We start from the raw sequence: 15,740 nt of genomic DNA, 5'->3' as shown, positions 1-15,740 counted from the left end.
CACGGCGTCTGCGCGTATCTACGCTTTCTCCTCCCAGATCATCGCGAGATGCACGATGGTCTGCACGGCTTTCTCCATGTCCTGCCGGCTGACCCATTCGAGGCGCGAGTGAAACGCGTGCTCGCCGGCAAAGATGTTGGGGCAGGGAAGGCCCATGAAGGAGAGCCGGGAGCCGTCGGTACCGCCGCGGATCGCGGTGCGCATCGGGCGCAGGCCGGCGCGGCGGATCGCTTCGATGGCGTATTCGAGGATGTGGGGATGACGATCGATCACCTGCTTCATGTTGCGGTACTGCTCTCGCACCTCGAACCTGTAGGTCGAGCGCGGATAGTCCTTCATCACGTCCTTGACGATGTTCTCGAGCAGGACTTCCTTCTCCTTGAGCCCTTCCTCGGTGAAGTCGCGCACGATGAAGGAGAGCGTTGCCTGCTCCAGTGCGCCCTCGATGCCGATCGGATGCAGAAAGCCCTGCTTGCCTGAGGTCGTCTCGGGCGAGCAGCCTTCCTTCGGGAGCCGCTCGACGATGGCCGCCGCGATCTTGATCGCGTGCTCCATCTTGCCCTTGGCATAGCCGGGATGGGCGCTGACGCCGTTAATGGTGATGACGGCGCCGTCGGCGGAAAAGGTCTCGTCCTCGACGCAGCCCGCGCTCTCGCCGTCCATGGTGTAGCCGAACTCGGCGCCGAGCTTCGTCAGGTCGACATTGTCGACGCCGCGGCCGATCTCCTCGTCGGGCGTGAACAGGATCTTGATGGTGCCGTGCTTCACTTGCGGATTGTTGATGAAGAAATGCGCGGCATCCATGATCTCGGCGACGCCGGCCTTGTTGTCGGCCCCGAGCAGCGTGGTGCCGTCGGTGGTGATGATGTCGTTGCCGATCTGGTTCTTCAGCGCTGGATGCTCGGCGAAGCGGATCACCTGGCTGGTGTCGCCGGATAGAGTGATATCGCCGCCGCGATAGTTGTTGACCACCTGCGGCTTGACGTCCTTGCCGGTAACGTCGGGCGAGGTGTCCATGTGCGAGCAGAAGCAGATCACGGGCACCTTCTTGTCGGTGTTCGCCGGGATCGTTCCGTAGACGTAGCCGTAATCGTCGAGATGGGCATCGGCAACGCCCATGTCTCTAAGCTCGGCGGCGAGCACACGGCCGAGGTCTTTCTGCTTCTCGGTCGACGGGGAGGCCGGGGATTCCGGATCGGATTGGGTGTCGATGAGGACGTAGCGCAGGAAGCGCTCGGTCACGGTATGCGAAAAGGTGAGGGAGGACATTTCTGGTCAAACCGCCGGGTCAGGGGAGAGAGGCGGTATACCAGAAAAGTGGGCCGCGTTGCGGCGGGACGACGCTGCTCAGGCTTAACGAAATGTGAGTGGTTAGATCGCCTCTTTCAGTTCCTTGACCGGGCGGAAGGCGACCTTCTTGCTGGCCTTGATATGGATCGGCTCGCCAGTCGCGGGATTGCGGCCGGTGCGGGCGGCGCGCTTGCGGACCTGGAGGATGCCGAGCCCGACGATGCGGACGCGGTCGCCCTTCTTGAGGTGCTTGGTGATCAGGTCGACCATGTCGGTCAGGACCGCCTCGGCGTGCTTTTTCGACAGGTCCTGGCTCTCCGCGATGTCGGCGGCGAGGCGCTTGAGCGTGATGGTGGCGGGAGCGGCAGCCTTCTTCGCCGAGTCCTTCTTAGCCATGTCTGGCCTCCTCGATGTCTGGCCTCCTCGATTCCTGCCGGTGGTCGGGAAGACGGCCCCTGAACCCGCAAGTTCCCGGAGGCGTAGACGATTCGGGACCGGACTGACTACGTCAGCCCTCGCGGCCGAGGGTCACGTTCGTGCGCACCCTCGACGGAAATCCGCTCGTTCAGGCTGCGGATGCAACGTCCTTGACTTCAACAGGTCCGGCCTTTAAGTCCCCCCTCGTTCCGCAGACATTTGCGTGTCACGCGGGAGTAGCTCAGTTGGTTAGAGCGCCGGCCTGTCACGCCGGAGGTCGCGGGTTCGAGCCCCGTCTCTCGCGCCATTTTTGGCAATCCTTTCATACCCTTACCTCCGAATCCTCTTCTTGCTTCGATCCCGGGCGCTCGCGACGCGACTCCTGCGTGCTTTTTGGCCTTCGACCGGCGTAAAACTCCCGCGCTCGCGCGGCCCCCTGTTTCAGGCGAGAAATTCACGCATAGATGCGGCAGCTACTGCCCCGATCCATGTCGGCGTCCTCACCCGTCGCCTGAATCAAAAAGGCCGCCCGGAGGCGGCCACTGGTCTGCCCGCGAGCCTCGCGTCAGCGGATATCTGACGTCCCGGCGCTCGTCACCACGACCGGTTTGCCGGCCTTGATCACGTGGGTCGACTGGGCGGTCTGGCTGTGATCGGCATTGGTGCGGGCTGCGATCCCGAAGCCGGCCACAGTGATGCCGGCCACCAGCGCCACAACCACGATCTTCAGGTGGGTCGCACGATCAGCAGAGTGAATGGAGTGGTTCATCTGAGCCTCCCGACGGGCTTTGCCGCCGTCTATGGCTCCACTTGTAAGGACCGTCTGTTTCCGGATTGTTTCGCGGGTTCCGCAAAATGGTTTCATCTGGCCGCCCGGCGGGTTTCACCGGGCGAAGGTGTTCCAGGGCCTGCCTCAGGCTGCGGCCCGGCCGATATCGTTCCGGATGGTGCGGGCCGCCCAGACGAACAGGAGCGCCCCCAGCGTCGTGACCGCAGCCGAAAGCAGGGAATAGCGCACGGCGTCCGCGCCATAGCTGCCTTTGAGGGCGTCGTTGACCATGCCCACGGCGAGCGGGCCGACGCCCTGGCCGAAGCAGGTGGCGGTGAGTGCGATGAGGGCGGAGGCCAGCGCCCGCATGCTCGGCTTGGCCACCGTCTGTGCGATCGCGAAGATCGGCCCGAGATGGAAGCCGACCAGGAACGAGGTCAGCGCCAGCATGGCCACCATCATCGCAAAGTCCTGCGTCAGCATGCATACCGCGAACACGGGGCCGGCGAGGCCAGAGGTGATCGCGGGCGCCCACAGCTTCCAGCGATCGTCGCGGCGGCTGATGTTGGCCACCACGAAGCCGCCGAGCAGGGTGCCGGCCATGCCGGCGAGCCCCTTGAAGGTGCCGGCATAGGTGCCGATCTCGGCGCTCGACAGATGGTGCACGCGGGCCAGGAACGGCGGGATCCACGCCGCGGTCGCGTAGTTCGTGTAAGTGGTGAGACAGAAACCGATCAGCACGATGATGAAGCTTCGCTGGGATGCGAGGAAGCGCAGCGTCGGGCCGAGCGGCTCGGGCACGAAGCTCTCCTGCATGGCGCCGCGCTTCGGCTCGGAGATCGTCAGCCACAGGATCAATGCGAGCAGAATGCCGGGCACGCCCGCGACGTAGAACGCCGTCCGCCAGCCATAGTGCTGGTTGACGTAGCCGCCGACGAAATAGCCGAGGAAGACGCCGAGATAGGTGCCGACCGCGTAGATGCCGAGCGCGCGCGGACGCTCGTTCTTGGCGAAGAGATCAGCGACGATGGATTGCGAGGCGGGCGAGCCCGCGGATTCGCCGATGCCGACGCCGATCCTCGCCAGCGCCAGCGAGGTGACGCTCGAAGCCGCGCCGCACAGTGCCGTCATCGCGCTCCAGAACGCGAAGGCGGCGGCGACGATGTTGCGCCGGTTGAGCCGGTCGGCGACGCGCGCGATGGGAATGCCGAGCAGGGAGTAGAACAGCGCGAAGCCGAAGCCCGCGAGCAGGCCCATCATGGTGTCGCTGAGCTGAAACTCCTTCTTGATCGGCTCGATCAGGACGTTGAAGATCGTGCGGTCGAGGAAGTTCAGCGCATAGATGATGGTGAGCAGGCCCAGCACGTAATAGCGCCGCGCCGAAGGCTTTGCCGTGGCGGCCGTTTGCACCGACATTTGTGACGTCACATCGACCATCGCTTCCCCCAATTAGTCTTTGTTATCGTTGTCGGTCCAGCTCCTATTTGGAGCCGGATAGTCAGCCTTCGCGGATGTAATTCCCCGCTTCGAATTCGACGGGATGCGCGCTTGCGTCGAAGGATGTTCCGATCGGATCGCGGCCTGCTTCCATCGCTTCGAGCTGGTCGCTCAGCATGCGCCGGATCATGAGGATGCCGCGGTCGCTCTGGCCGAAATGCTCCTCGGAATGGATGGTCTGCGGGCCCTGGCCGACCTGGGCCTCGTAATCGCCGGGGAATTGCTGGTGCTCGGTCTCGGTCATGTCCCACCAGAACTTTCCGTTGAATTTCGAGCGCATGCGGCCGATGTCGCCGGAGTTCTTGACGCGGCCGGCGACGTAGATGCGGAACGAGGTGTCGTCGATCGGCAGCGTCCAGCCGATCGACTCGACGCGGGCAAATTGCGCGACGCGCGGGTTCGGTACGACGCGCAAGGTGGGCAGGGCGGCCTCGGTGACGCGCGTAAAAAACCTTGCCGTCATCCTGCTTGCGGATCGAGCGCACGGCGATGCCGCGCGGCGTCTTGTCGAATTTCACCTCCGGCATCGACGCCATCATGTTGGTGAATTGCGGACCCGAGAACGAGCCGTGCAGCACCGGCACGTGGTAGGGATCGGCCACGTTCTCGAAATGCTGGAGCCAGTTGCAGGGGATGATCGCCGGACCACCGCCGCCGATCGAGGAATCGTCGGCTTCGACGAACTCGCCGTCATCCATGGTCTCCAGGCATTCGTAAGCCGGCAGCACCGGGCGTTTCTCGGCAGGGCCCATATAGGCGAAGATCAGCCCGTAGCGCTCCTCGACCGGATACCAGGGCTGGCGCACATTGTCCTTGTACTGGCCGCCGTCCGGCTCGCAGGGCTGCTCCAGGCAGTGACCTTCGGCGTCGAACTTCCAGCCGTGATAGCAGCAGCGGATGCCGTCCTCCTCGACCTTGCCGTAGTAGAGCGTGGTGCCGCGATGGCAGCAGCGCGCGTGCAGCAGGCCGACGCGGCCGTGCTTGTCGCGGAACAGCACCAGATCTTCGCCGAGGGCACGCACCTTCTTCGGCGTGTCGGTGGCATCACTGACAAGTCCGACCGGATGCCAGTAGCGGCGGAGCAGTTCGCCCATCGGCGTGCCGCGCACGACCGAGGTGAGCTCGGTACGTGTGAGCGCCGGCTTCATCGCATAGGCGGTGCCGAAATCGCGATCCCGCTGGGTGATGGTCATGCTGATCCTCCCGCTGTCGGCCGTGCTGGCCCGGCTTTTGAGGCCTTAAACACCAATGAAGGGCTGATCGATGACAATGTCAACGAATTTCCAAATGCCTCTTAGTCGCATTCGGATCAGGCTGGGGAGCTAGCGCTACCAACCCTTGGCACGCCGCGGCTTTCTTGGCAGAGGTGGATCATGAGCCAGACACCAGGCAGGGACGGGCGCACATCGTCCGATGCGGACGAAAGTCACTCGCCCGCGCCGATCACCGCGATGCTGTCGTCACGGCTGATGGTGCTGGCCAATCTGCTCAAGCGCGGTGCGATCCTGCGCTACAAGCGCCTCGCCGGATTGTCCTCCGTCGAGTTCGGCCTCGTCGCCTCGCTCGGCCGCCGCCCGCCGATGAGCGTGGCGCGGCTCGCCGAAGCCGTCGGGCAGGACAAGGGGCAGATCAGTCGCGCACTCGCGGAACTCGTCTCGCGCAAGCTGATCGCGAAGTCAGCGAACCCGAAGGACAGCCGCGAGGTGCTGGTCTCGCTCACACCGGCAGGGCTCGCCGCGCATGATGCGATCGTCGAAGGCGCGCAGGACCGAAATCGGCAATTGCTGGAGCAATTGAGCAAGGACGAGTTCGAGACGCTGTTGGCGCAGATCGACCGTCTCACGGCGACGGCAGAGAAGCTGCTCGAAGCCGAGAAAGTTCCGCGCTGATTGCGCGGCAATCTCCGGAGATATTGGATCGCTTCTAAGAAATTTGCTAAGAATCCTTTTTTTCTAAGAATCGTTCTAAGAACTTTTCAATTAGGGATTTCGCGCGCGCTCACTTAAGCGTCACCGCAGTGCCGTCACGTGGCTGACGGCATGACGCATGCAGATACGTTTGGGGTGGCGCGTGAACAGTCTTGGAATGCTGCGGTCGGCCGTATTGGCGACCGCATCCGCTTGGGTTTTGGTGCCGCAGGCATCGCTTGCACAATCTTCTGCGCAGAGCGGCGCGCAAAACATTCCGTCGGTGACCGTCGCCGCGCCGGAAGGGCGCCGCCGTGCTGCCGCCGCCCAGCGTCGCGCGCCGCGATCATCCCAGCAGACTGCTGACCGAAGCAAGCCGCAGCCGCAGCGCAATATCGGTTTCGTCGAGACCCCGCTCGGCCCGGTGCACGGCTACGTCGCCGGTCGCAGCTCGTCGGGCACCAAGACCAACACGCCGATCATGGAGACGCCGCAGTCGGTCTCGGTGATCGGCGCCGAGCAGATCCGCGACCAGAAGCCGAACAAGCTCGACGAAGTGCTGCGCTACACCGCCGGCGTGCGCGCCGGAACCTTCGGTGCGGATACCCGCAACGATTGGTGGCTGATCCGCGGCTTCAAATCCGATGACGTCGGCCTGTTCCTCGATGGCATGCAGCTGTTCTACACGTCCTATGCGAGCTGGAAGCTGCAGCCGCCGAACATGGAGCGCGTCGAGGTGCTGCGTGGTCCGTCGGCCGTGCTCTATGGCGGATCGAGCCCGAGCGGCATCGTCAACGTCATCAGCAAGATGCCGCCGACCGAGCCGGTGCGTTACATCGAGACCGGCGTCAACAATTTCGGCAATGCCTATGTCGGCTTCGATGTCGGCGGTCCTGTCGCGACGCAGTCCCAGGATGGCAAACTGTTCTACCGCGTCGTCGGCCAGGTCCAGAACGGCAATACGCAGGTCAACTTCACGCCCGACAACAACTACTTCATCGCGCCGTCGTTCACCTGGAAGCCGGATGCCGACACCACCTTCACGGTGCTGGCCTCGGCCTCGAAGCAGGACACCCGCGGCATCAACTTCCTGCCCTACCAGGGCACGGTGACCAACGCGCCGTTCGGCAAGATTCCGACCAGCTTCTTCGTGGGCGATCCCAGCGTCGACAAGTTCACGCGCGAGCAGGAGATGCTCGGCTACCAGTTCGAGCGCAATCTTACCGACGATTTGACGTTCCGGCAGAACGCGCGATTTGCACATATCGACCTCACCTATCGCGGCTACATCGGTAATGGCTGGGACAATATCAATACGGCTACGATGGGCCGCTACAATTGGTATGCAAAGAACACCGCCAATCAGGCCAATCTCGACAACCAGCTCGAGTATCGCTTCAACAGCGGCCCGGTCAGGCACACGATGCTGTTCGGTGTCGATCTGAAGGGCTATCAGATCGATGACTATCAGGCCTTCAACTTCGGCACGGTTCCTCCGATCAACGTCTTCAATCCGGCCTATGGTATCGACATCCCGCTCGCGGGCGCGCCGTTCCGCAACTTCCTGATCACGCAGAAGCAGGCCGGCACCTACGTTCAGGACCAGATGAAGCTCGGCAACTTCACGCTGGTGCTGAGCGGCCGCAATGACTGGGTCGAGACGACGCAGGCCGCCCGCGACACGGGCGCAAATATCGCCCAACGCGATGACAGCAAGTTCAGCGGGCGCGCCGGGCTGATCTACAATTTCGACAACGGCATCGCGCCCTACGTCTCCTATTCGACGAGCTACAATCCGATCATCGGCCTCAACGCACAGAACCAGCTGTTCCTGCCGGAGACGGCCAAGCAGGCCGAGATCGGCGTCAAGGTCGCGCCGAAGGGATTCGACGGCTATTTCACCGCTTCGGTGTTCGACCTGAAGCGCCAGAACGTGGCTACCACCGATCCGTTGAATGTGCTGCTGCAAAACCAGACCGGAGAGGTGACCTCGCGCGGCATCGAGCTCGAAGCCGTGGCCAATGCCACGAAGGAGCTGAAGCTGATCGGCGCGTTCACGGCCTATCACCTGTTCAACAGCAGGGATCTCGACCCGTCGCTGGTCGGCAAGACGCCGACCAACACGCCTGAGTTGCTGGTATCGGGCTGGGCGGACTACACCTTCAAGGACGGCCCGCTTGAGGGCTTCGGCTTCGGTGGCGGTGCGCGCTATGTCGGGTCTTCCTGGGCCGACGCCGCCAACACCCTCGAGGTTCCCGCGGTTGTGCTCGGCGATCTCGCGGTCCATTACGAATGGCAGAACTGGCGCACGGCTATCAACGTGATCAATCTGACCGACAAGATCTATGTCGCGAGCTGTGCCTCGGCGACGTCGTGCTTCTACGGCGACCGCCGGCGCGTCACCGCCAGCGTTTCCTACAAATGGTAGGCGCAGGCGAGGGGAGGGCTTCGTGAAGGCGCGCACGGTCAGGCTCTGGTCCGTGGTCCACACCTGGACCAGCCTGATCTCGACCGTCTTTCTGCTGCTGCTCTGCCTGACCGGCCTGCCGCTGATCTTCCATCACGAGATCGATGAGCTCCTGGGCTATGCCCCCCAGCCCGAAGCTCATGCGAGCGCGGCGCGTGCGACGACCCAGGCGGTCGCCGACGCCGCGCTCGCCGCCGATCCCGGCCGCGTGCTGCAATACATCTCCTGGGACAAGGACGAGCCCGGGATCGTCACGGCTTTCACCAACAGTGCCGTCGACGGGCTGCCCGATAATACCACCGTGCGCGCCTTCGATGCGGTCTCGACCAAGCTGCTCGGCCCGGTCGGCGTCGGGCCGATGCTGATCGTTCTGAAGCTGCACACCGACATGTTCGCGGGCCAGCCCGGAAAGCTGTTTCTGGGCGGGATGGGTCTGCTGTTCGCAATCGCCATCATCTCCGGCGTGGTGCTGTACTGGCCGTTCACTCGCCGTCTGCGCTTTGCCACTATTCGCGACCGCGCCTCAACCCGCGTGCGCTGGCTCGACTGGCACAATTTGATCGGCGTGGGTGACGGTGGCCTGGGCGCTGGTGGTGGGCCTGACCGGCGTCGTCAACACCTGGGCCGAGCTGATGCTCAACCAGTGGAAGGTGACCGAACTCGCCAGCATGGTCGCGCCATATACCGGCAAGCCGCCACCGTCGCATCTGGCGTCGCTCGACGACGTCGTCGCACGCGCCAGACACACCGCGCCCGGCATGGAGGTCGCCTTCATCGCCTTTCCAGGGACGCCCTTCACCTCGTCGCATCACTTCGCCGCCTTCATGCGCGGCGACACGGCGTTGACGGCGCGGCTGCTCAAGCCGGTGCTGCTCGACGGAGAGACGGGGGAGGTCGCCGACAGCCGCGCGCTGCCGGTCTATCTCCAGGCGCTCCTGATCTCGCAGCCGCTGCATTTCGGCGACTATGGCGGGATGCCGCTCAAGGTGATCTGGGCCGCGCTCGACCTGCTCACGATCGTTGTGATCGGCAGCGGTCTCTATCTCTGGCTGGCGCGGCGGCGCAAGCGCGCGCGCCTGCCAAATCCAACGCATTCGCCAGACGAGCCCCGGTCCCGTCGTGATGCATGCCTCCCCTGACCGTACGCGCCGGTGGATACGTGTCTTTGCCGCACCTGTCCTGCTTGCGGCTGCGACCATCACCGGTCTGCTCGCTGCGCTGCTCTGGGGGACCGTCGGCCAGTACGTCGCCTGGGTGACCGTGGGAGCGCCTGTGCTGGTCATCGCCTGGGTTTGGGTGCGCCGCGGCGGCCAAAAACCCCGGCATTTTGACCGGATGTTGCGCGGCAAGTAGCCGCCTCAGCCCGTGCGCCGCAATCTCAGAACCGCTGCCCTGCAAAACCGTGGGCGCTCTTGCCCAACCCTTGCCGGGTTTTCTGATCTGCTCCATACCAGCGCGGGGTGATTCCGGAATTTCATCGTTCCGGGAGCGGGAAAGGGCCTAAAAAGAGCGTGTCTTGCGCCCATTGGTGCACTGCGCTAAGGCTCAGAACAATTCCAAACTGGACGAATCCGTGGCTGTCCCGAGGCTGCGGGAAAAAGGGCTCGTCAATGAGCGGCATTCTTCAGAACTATCTTCCACTCGTGGTATTCATAGGGGTAGCGGGCCTTATTGGCCTTGTGCTGCTGATCGCGCCCTTCATCGTCGCGTTCCAGCAGCCGGATCCGGAAAAGCTGTCGGCGTATGAGTGCGGTTTCAACGCCTTCGACGACGCCCGCATGAAGTTCGACGTCCGCTTCTATCTGGTCGCCATCCTCTTCATCATCTTCGACCTCGAGGTGGCGTTCCTGTTTCCCTGGGCGGTGGCGTTCGGCAAGCTTGGCGCGACCGGCTTCTGGTCCATGGTGGTGTTCCTCGGCGTGCTGACGGTCGGCTTCGCCTATGAATGGAAGAAAGGGGCACTCGAATGGGATTGAACCCTGCACCGTCCTCCGGTCCGGTCGTAGCGCCGGCCCCCAAGGGCATTCTGGATCCGTCGACCGGCAAGCCGATCGGGGCCCGTGATCCGTTCTTCCTCGAGGTCAATTCGGAGCTGTCCGACAAGGGCTTCTTCGTGGCCGCGACCGACGACCTCATCACCTGGGCGCGTACCGGCTCGCTGATGTGGATGACCTTCGGTCTCGCCTGCTGCGCGGTCGAGATGATGCAGGTGTCGATGCCGCGCTACGACATCGAGCGCTTCGGCTTCGCCCCGCGTGCCTCGCCGCGCCAGTCGGACGTGATGATCGTCGCGGGCACCCTGACCAACAAGATGGCGCCTGCGCTGCGCAAGGTCTACGACCAGATGCCCGAGCCGCGCTACGTCATCTCGATGGGCTCCTGCGCCAACGGTGGCGGCTATTATCACTATTCCTACTCGGTCGTGCGCGGTTGCGACCGTATCGTGCCGATCGACATCTACGTGCCGGGCTGCCCACCGACGGCGGAAGCGCTGCTTTACGGGGTACTGCTGCTGCAGAAGAAGATCCGCCGCACCGGTACCATCGAACGCTAAGGTTTTACGTCATGGACGACGCCAAGCTCGACGCCCTGGGGCAGACGATCGTTAGCGCGCTTCCGGGCGCTGCCATCGGTCATTCGGTGGCCTTCAACCAGCTCACGGTCGATGTCGAAGCCAGCAAGATCGTCGAGGTGGTCAAGTACCTCCGCGACGATCCGAACTGCCGGTTCATCAACTTCACCGACATCACGGCGGTGGACTATCCTTCGCGTGAAAAACGCTTCGACGTGATCTATCACTTCCTGTCACCGGCCCTGAATGCGCGGATCCGGCTCAAGGCCCAGGCCGACGAGACCACGCAGGTGCCGTCGCTGATCGAGGTGTTCCCGGGCGCCGACTGGTTCGAGCGCGAAGCCTACGACCTCTATGGCGTGTTCTTCGTCGGCCACCCCGACATGCGCCGCCTCCTGACCGACTATGGCTTCGAGGGCCATCCGCTGCGCAAGGACTTCCCGACCACCGGTTTCGTCGAGGTCCGCTACGACGACCAGGAGAAGCGGGTGGTGTACGAGCCGGTCAGGCTCAACCAGGAATTCCGCAAGTTCGACTTTTTGTCTCCGTGGGAGGGCGCCGACTATCCGGTCCTTCCGGGCGATGAAAAAGCAGGGCCGAAGGTCTGAACATGAACGAGCAACCCGAAATCCTTCGCAACTTTACGATCAACTTCGGTCCGCAGCATCCGGCGGCGCACGGCGTGCTGCGCCTGGTGCTGGAGCTTGACGGCGAAGTCGTCGCCCGCGTCGACCCGCATATCGGCCTGCTTCACCGCGGCACCGAAAAACTGATCGAGCAGAAGACCTATCTCCAGGCGATCCCCTATTTCGACCGCCTCGACTACGTCGCGCCGATGAACCAGGAGCACGCCTTCTGCATGGCGGCTGAAAAGCTGCTCGGCATCGAGGTGCCGCGCCGCGCTCAGTTGATCCGCGTGCTCTATTGCGAGATCGGCCGCATTCTGTCGCATTTGCTCAACGTCACCACGCAGGCGATGGACGTCGGCGCGCTGACCCCGACCGCTGTGGGGCTTTGAAGAGCGCGAAAAGCTGATGGTGTTCTACGAGCGCGCCTCCGGCAGCCGCATGCACGCAGCCTACTTCCGCGTCGGCGGCGTGCATCAGGACCTGCCGCAGAAGCTGGTCGACGACATCGACACCTGGTGCGATCCGTTCCTGAAGGTGGTCGAAGATCTCGATCGGCTGCTCACCGCCAATCGCATCTTCAAGCAGCGCAACGTCGACATCGGCGTGGTGTCGCTGAAGGAAGCCTGGGAGTGGGGCTTCTCGGGCGTGATGGTGCGCGGCTCGGGCGCCGCCTGGGATCTGCGCAAGTCGCAGCCCTATGAGTGCTACGCCGAGATGGATTTCGACATTCCGATCGGCAAGAACGGCGACTGCTACGACCGCTATCTGATCCGCATGGAAGAGATGCGCCAGTCCGTACGCATCATGAAGCAGTGCATCCAGAAGCTGAACGCAGCCGAAGGAAAAGGCCCGGTCGTCGTCGAAGACAACAAGGTTGCTCCGCCGCGCCGGGGCGAGATGAAGCGCTCGATGGAAGCGCTGATCCATCACTTCAAGCTCTACACCGAAGGCGTCCACGTGCCGGCCGGCGAGATCTATGCCGCAGTCGAGGCGCCCAAGGGCGAGTTCGGTGTCTATCTCGTCTCCGATGGCTCCAACAAGCCTTACAAGTGCAAGATCCGCGCGCCGGGCTTTGCGCATCTCCAGGCCATGGACCACATCTGCCGCGGCCATCTGCTCGCCGACGTCTCGGCGATCCTCGGCTCGCTCGACATCGTGTTCGGAGAGGTCGATCGGTGATGGCGCAGGCGCCAATCCAGTTTGACCGTGCCTCGGGGGCCCTTGAAGGGGCCAACCTGTGGGAGCGGACGGCTGCCTTGGCGCTGGTGACGGGATCGAAGATCTCGTCGCACTTCTCGCATATGGGCTACATCGCCTGCGCGAACCTGCTGCGGAAGACGCTGCCCGAGCGCAACATCGCGATCAAGCTCAACCCCCGACGCCGTGTTCGAATTCCCCTACGGCGACGGCTATTGGAGCAAGCTGCTCAACCGCTCCTACAATTACGAGGACGAGCTGGAGCTGTTGTTCGCGGACTCCATCGACGTCGATTACACGCTGCTCGATTGCGGCGCCAATTACGGCTATTGGTCGGTGCTGGTGTCGAGCAAGCCATTCGGCTCGCACATGGCGATTGCGATCGAGCCGTCCGGCCAGAACTATCCGAAGCTCGCCAACAACGCCCGCGTCAACGGCAATCGCTTCGAGACCATGAAATGCGCGATCGGCGCGGCCCGCGGCACCGCGCGTCTGTCCGGCACCAAGCACGAGGCCTTCAGCATTGCCGGCGGTGCGTCGGCGGGCGGCGAGGACGTGCCTGTGATCGCGCTCGACAATCTCATCGACGACGGCAAGGTTGCCGCCAGCGGCAAGTACCTGATCAAGCTTGACGTCGAGGGCGTCGAGATCGAGGCGATCAAGGGCGGCGCCCGGCTGCTCCAGGCCGACAGCGTCATCATGTGCGAAGAGCACGGCAGCGACCGCTCGCATGCGGTGTCGCGCTACATCCTCGAACACACCCCGCTGAAGCTGATCGTGTTCGATCCGCGCAGCAACCGGATGGAGACCGTGACCGAGCTGTCGATCCTCGATCGCATCAAGGTCTCGACCCACGTCGGCTACAACGTTTTCGGCACCGCAAGCGCATTCTGGCAGGACAGGATCGAAGCCCTGAATGCCAAAACCGCGCGCCGCATGCAGTGAGAGATTGAAGATATGTCCGTTCGCCGATTAGCACCGAAGGAAGTCCAGCCCGCGAGCTTTGCGTTGACGGAGGAGAACCTCGCGTTCGCCAAGCAGCAGATCGCGAAATATCCGGCCGGACGCCAGGCTTCGGCGGTCATCGCCATCCTCTGGCGGGCGCAGGAGCAGCACGATGGCTGGGTCTCGGAAGCCGCGATCCGCGTCGTCGCCGACATGCTCGACATGCCCTATATCCGCGTGCTCGAGGTCGCGACCTTCTACACGATGTTCCAGCTGGCCCCCGTCGGCAAGAAGGCCCACGTCCAGGTCTGCGGCACCACGCCGTGCCGCCTGCGCGGCGCCGAGGATCTGATCCACGTCTGCGAGCACCGCATCCATCACGAGCCCTTCCATCTCTCCAAGGACGGCAATTTCAGCTGGGAAGAGGTGGAGTGCCTCGGTGCCTGCGTGAACGCGCCGATGGTGCTGATCGGCAAGGACACCTATGAGGATTTGACCAAGGAAAGCTTCGGCAAGGTGCTCGACGGCTTTGCTTCGGGCAATCCGCCCAAGCCCGGCCCGCAGAACGGCCGCCAGTTCTCGGCGCCGACGGGCGGGCCGACCACACTTAAGGAGGTCACCTGATGCGTGATCTCTCGTCGTCTGCTCTGGGCGTTGACCTTCGCCGTCTGCGCCGCCGGGCTTGCCTACAAGCAAGCCAACCGTTGATCGGAAAGCACTGACATGCTCGAGGACAAGGACCGCATCTTCAAGAACCTCTACGGCCTCCATGATTGGGGGCTCGAGGGCGCGCGGCGCCGCGGCGCCTGGGATGGTACGAAGAACATCATCGACAAGGGCCGTGACTGGATCATCAACGAGATGAAGGCGTCGGGGCTGCGCGGCCGCGGTGGCGCCGGCTTCCCGACCGGCCTGAAATGGTCGTTCATGCCGAAGGAATCGACCGACGGTCGGCCGAGCTATCTCGTCGTCAACGCGGACGAATCCGAACCCGGTACCTGCAAGGACCGCGAGATCATGCGGCACGATCCGCATCTCCTGATCGAGGGCTGCCTGATCGCGAGTTGCGCGATGAACGCGCATGCCTGCTACATCTATGTCCGCGGCGAGTTCATCCGCGAGCGCGAGCATCTCCAGGCGGCGATCGACCAGGCCTACGAGGCCAAGCTGGTCGGCAAGGACAACGTCAACGGCTGGCCGTTCGACATCTACGTCGCCCACGGCGCCGGCGCTTATATCTGCGGCGAGGAAACCGCGCTGCTCGAGAGCCTCGAAGGCAAGAAGGGCCAGCCGCGTCTGAAGCCGCCGTTCCCGGCGAATGTCGGCCTGTACGGCTGCCCGACCACCGTCAACAACGTCGAGTCGATCGCGGTCGCGCCCGACATTCTGCGCCGGGGCGCGGCGTGGTTCGCCGGCATCGGCCGTCCGAACAATGTCGGCACGAAGCTTTTCTGCATCTCCGGCCATGTCGAGCGGCCCTGCAACGTCGAAGAGGCCATGGGCATTCCGTTCCGTGAGCTGATCGAGAAGCATTGCGGCGGCATCCGCGGCGGCTGGGACAACCTCAAGGCCGTGATCCCCGGCGGCTCCTCGGTGCGCATGGTGCCGGCCGAGCAGATCATCGACACGCCGATGGATTTCGACAGCTTGAGCAAGCTGCGCTCGGGCCTCGGCACCGCGGCCGTGATCGTGATGGACAAGTCGACCGATTTGATCCGCGCCATCGCCCGCATCTCCTATTTCTACAAGCATGAGAGCTGCGGCCAGTGCACGCCGTGCCGCGAAGGCACCGGCTGGATGTGGCGCGTCTTGAGCCGCATGGCCGACGGCCGCGCCCACAAGCGCGAAATCGACATGCTGCTGGAGGTCACCAAGCAGGTCGAAGGCCACACCATCTGCGCGCTCGGCGACGCGGCGGCGTGGCCGATCCAGGGCCTGATCGCGCATTTCCGTCATGAGATCGAAGCGCGCATCGACGAATATTCGCATAAGGCCGACATCGATGATGCCGGCGTCCGCGATCCCGTGAACATGGTCGCGGCGGAGTAGA

The 15,740-nt window shown here is 63.6% G+C and carries 13 protein-coding genes, 1 tRNA gene and 4 pseudogenes; 13 read left to right on the top strand and 5 right to left on the bottom strand.

The features are described 5' to 3' along the window. Positions 1-18 precede the first annotated feature (18 nt). Together pepT and ACVWYI_RS23320 are read right to left on the bottom strand one after the other, a co-directional pair. The gene (gene pepT, locus ACVWYI_RS23325; protein WP_247349343.1) at positions 19-1,269 is read right to left on the bottom strand and encodes a peptidase T; all 1,251 of its coding nucleotides are present in this window, start codon (positions 1,267-1,269) and stop codon (positions 19-21) included. 102 nt (positions 1,270-1,371) lie between these two features. Then, positions 1,372-1,686, bottom strand: coding sequence for an HU family DNA-binding protein (locus ACVWYI_RS23320; protein WP_247349339.1), 315 nt, complete (start codon positions 1,684-1,686; stop codon positions 1,372-1,374). 251 nt (positions 1,687-1,937) lie between these two features. On the opposite strand from ACVWYI_RS23320, the gene ACVWYI_RS23315 reads away from it, so the two are divergent. Beyond that, positions 1,938-2,014 (top strand) — tRNA-Asp (locus tag ACVWYI_RS23315). A gap of 258 nt (positions 2,015-2,272) precedes the next feature. Here the strand turns inward: ACVWYI_RS23315 and ACVWYI_RS23310 are convergent. The 3 genes and pseudogenes from ACVWYI_RS23310 to ACVWYI_RS23300 form a co-directional block, all read right to left on the bottom strand. Next, positions 2,273-2,476 (bottom strand): hypothetical protein, encoded by a 204-nt coding sequence (locus ACVWYI_RS23310; protein WP_247349336.1) that lies wholly within the window; start codon positions 2,474-2,476, stop codon positions 2,273-2,275. A gap of 144 nt (positions 2,477-2,620) precedes the next feature. Then, positions 2,621-3,913 carry a spinster family MFS transporter gene (locus tag ACVWYI_RS23305; RefSeq protein WP_456663317.1) on the bottom strand — a complete coding sequence of 431 codons (1,293 nt, stop codon included), beginning with the start codon at positions 3,911-3,913 and terminating at the stop codon, positions 2,621-2,623. 61 nt (positions 3,914-3,974) lie between these two features. Next, positions 3,975-5,166 (bottom strand): annotated as a pseudogene (locus ACVWYI_RS23300) (Rieske 2Fe-2S domain-containing protein). 180 nt (positions 5,167-5,346) lie between these two features. On the opposite strand from ACVWYI_RS23300, the gene ACVWYI_RS23295 reads away from it, so the two are divergent. From ACVWYI_RS23295 to nuoF, 12 genes and pseudogenes are all read left to right on the top strand, one after another. Then, positions 5,347-5,862, top strand: coding sequence for a MarR family winged helix-turn-helix transcriptional regulator (locus ACVWYI_RS23295; RefSeq protein ID WP_456663316.1), 516 nt, complete (start codon positions 5,347-5,349; stop codon positions 5,860-5,862). Positions 5,863-6,058: 196 nt separating this feature from the next. Further along, positions 6,059-8,308, top strand: coding sequence for a TonB-dependent siderophore receptor (locus ACVWYI_RS23290; RefSeq protein WP_456664563.1), 2,250 nt, complete (start codon positions 6,059-6,061; stop codon positions 8,306-8,308). Continuing rightward, a pseudogene (locus tag ACVWYI_RS23285) lies at positions 8,226-8,855 on the top strand (PepSY domain-containing protein); the annotation flags it as partial. The gene ACVWYI_RS23290 and the pseudogene ACVWYI_RS23285, both read left to right, overlap by 83 nt. Before the next feature lie 61 nt (positions 8,856-8,916). Continuing rightward, the gene (locus ACVWYI_RS23280) at positions 8,917-9,486 is read left to right on the top strand and encodes a PepSY-associated TM helix domain-containing protein (RefSeq protein WP_456663315.1); all 570 of its coding nucleotides are present in this window, start codon (positions 8,917-8,919) and stop codon (positions 9,484-9,486) included. After that, entirely contained in the window at positions 9,470-9,700 is a 231-nt protein-coding gene (locus ACVWYI_RS23275) for a hypothetical protein (RefSeq protein WP_456663314.1), read from the top strand. The genes ACVWYI_RS23280 and ACVWYI_RS23275 overlap by 17 nt, the downstream gene beginning before the upstream one ends. 257 nt (positions 9,701-9,957) lie before the next feature. Further along, entirely contained in the window at positions 9,958-10,323 is a 366-nt protein-coding gene (locus tag ACVWYI_RS23270; protein ID WP_007603535.1) for an NADH-quinone oxidoreductase subunit A, read from the top strand. Further along, positions 10,320-10,901, top strand: coding sequence for a NuoB/complex I 20 kDa subunit family protein (locus tag ACVWYI_RS23265; RefSeq protein ID WP_247349482.1), 582 nt, complete (start codon positions 10,320-10,322; stop codon positions 10,899-10,901). The genes ACVWYI_RS23270 and ACVWYI_RS23265 overlap by 4 nt, the downstream gene beginning before the upstream one ends. 11 nt (positions 10,902-10,912) lie before the next feature. Beyond that, complete coding sequence (locus tag ACVWYI_RS23260; RefSeq protein WP_247349319.1) at positions 10,913-11,527, top strand: NADH-quinone oxidoreductase subunit C; 615 nt, start codon at positions 10,913-10,915, stop codon at positions 11,525-11,527. Between the two features lie 2 nt (positions 11,528-11,529). After that, positions 11,530-12,727, top strand: a pseudogene (locus ACVWYI_RS23255) (NADH-quinone oxidoreductase subunit D). Next, positions 12,727-13,690 (top strand): annotated as a pseudogene (locus ACVWYI_RS23250) (FkbM family methyltransferase). Before ACVWYI_RS23255 ends, ACVWYI_RS23250 begins: the two co-directional pseudogenes overlap by 1 nt. A 12-nt stretch (positions 13,691-13,702) precedes the next feature. Continuing rightward, the gene (gene nuoE / locus ACVWYI_RS23245) at positions 13,703-14,314 is read left to right on the top strand and encodes an NADH-quinone oxidoreductase subunit NuoE (protein ID WP_247349315.1); all 612 of its coding nucleotides are present in this window, start codon (positions 13,703-13,705) and stop codon (positions 14,312-14,314) included. Between the two features lie 99 nt (positions 14,315-14,413). After that, on the top strand, positions 14,414-15,739 hold the full coding sequence (nuoF, locus tag ACVWYI_RS23240; protein ID WP_456663313.1) for an NADH-quinone oxidoreductase subunit NuoF: 1,326 nt from the start codon (positions 14,414-14,416) through the stop codon (positions 15,737-15,739). Position 15,740 lies beyond the last annotated feature (1 nt).

Source organism: Bradyrhizobium sp. LB13.1, assembly GCF_054056815.1.
This window is presented reverse-complemented; position numbering and strand designations above follow the sequence as displayed.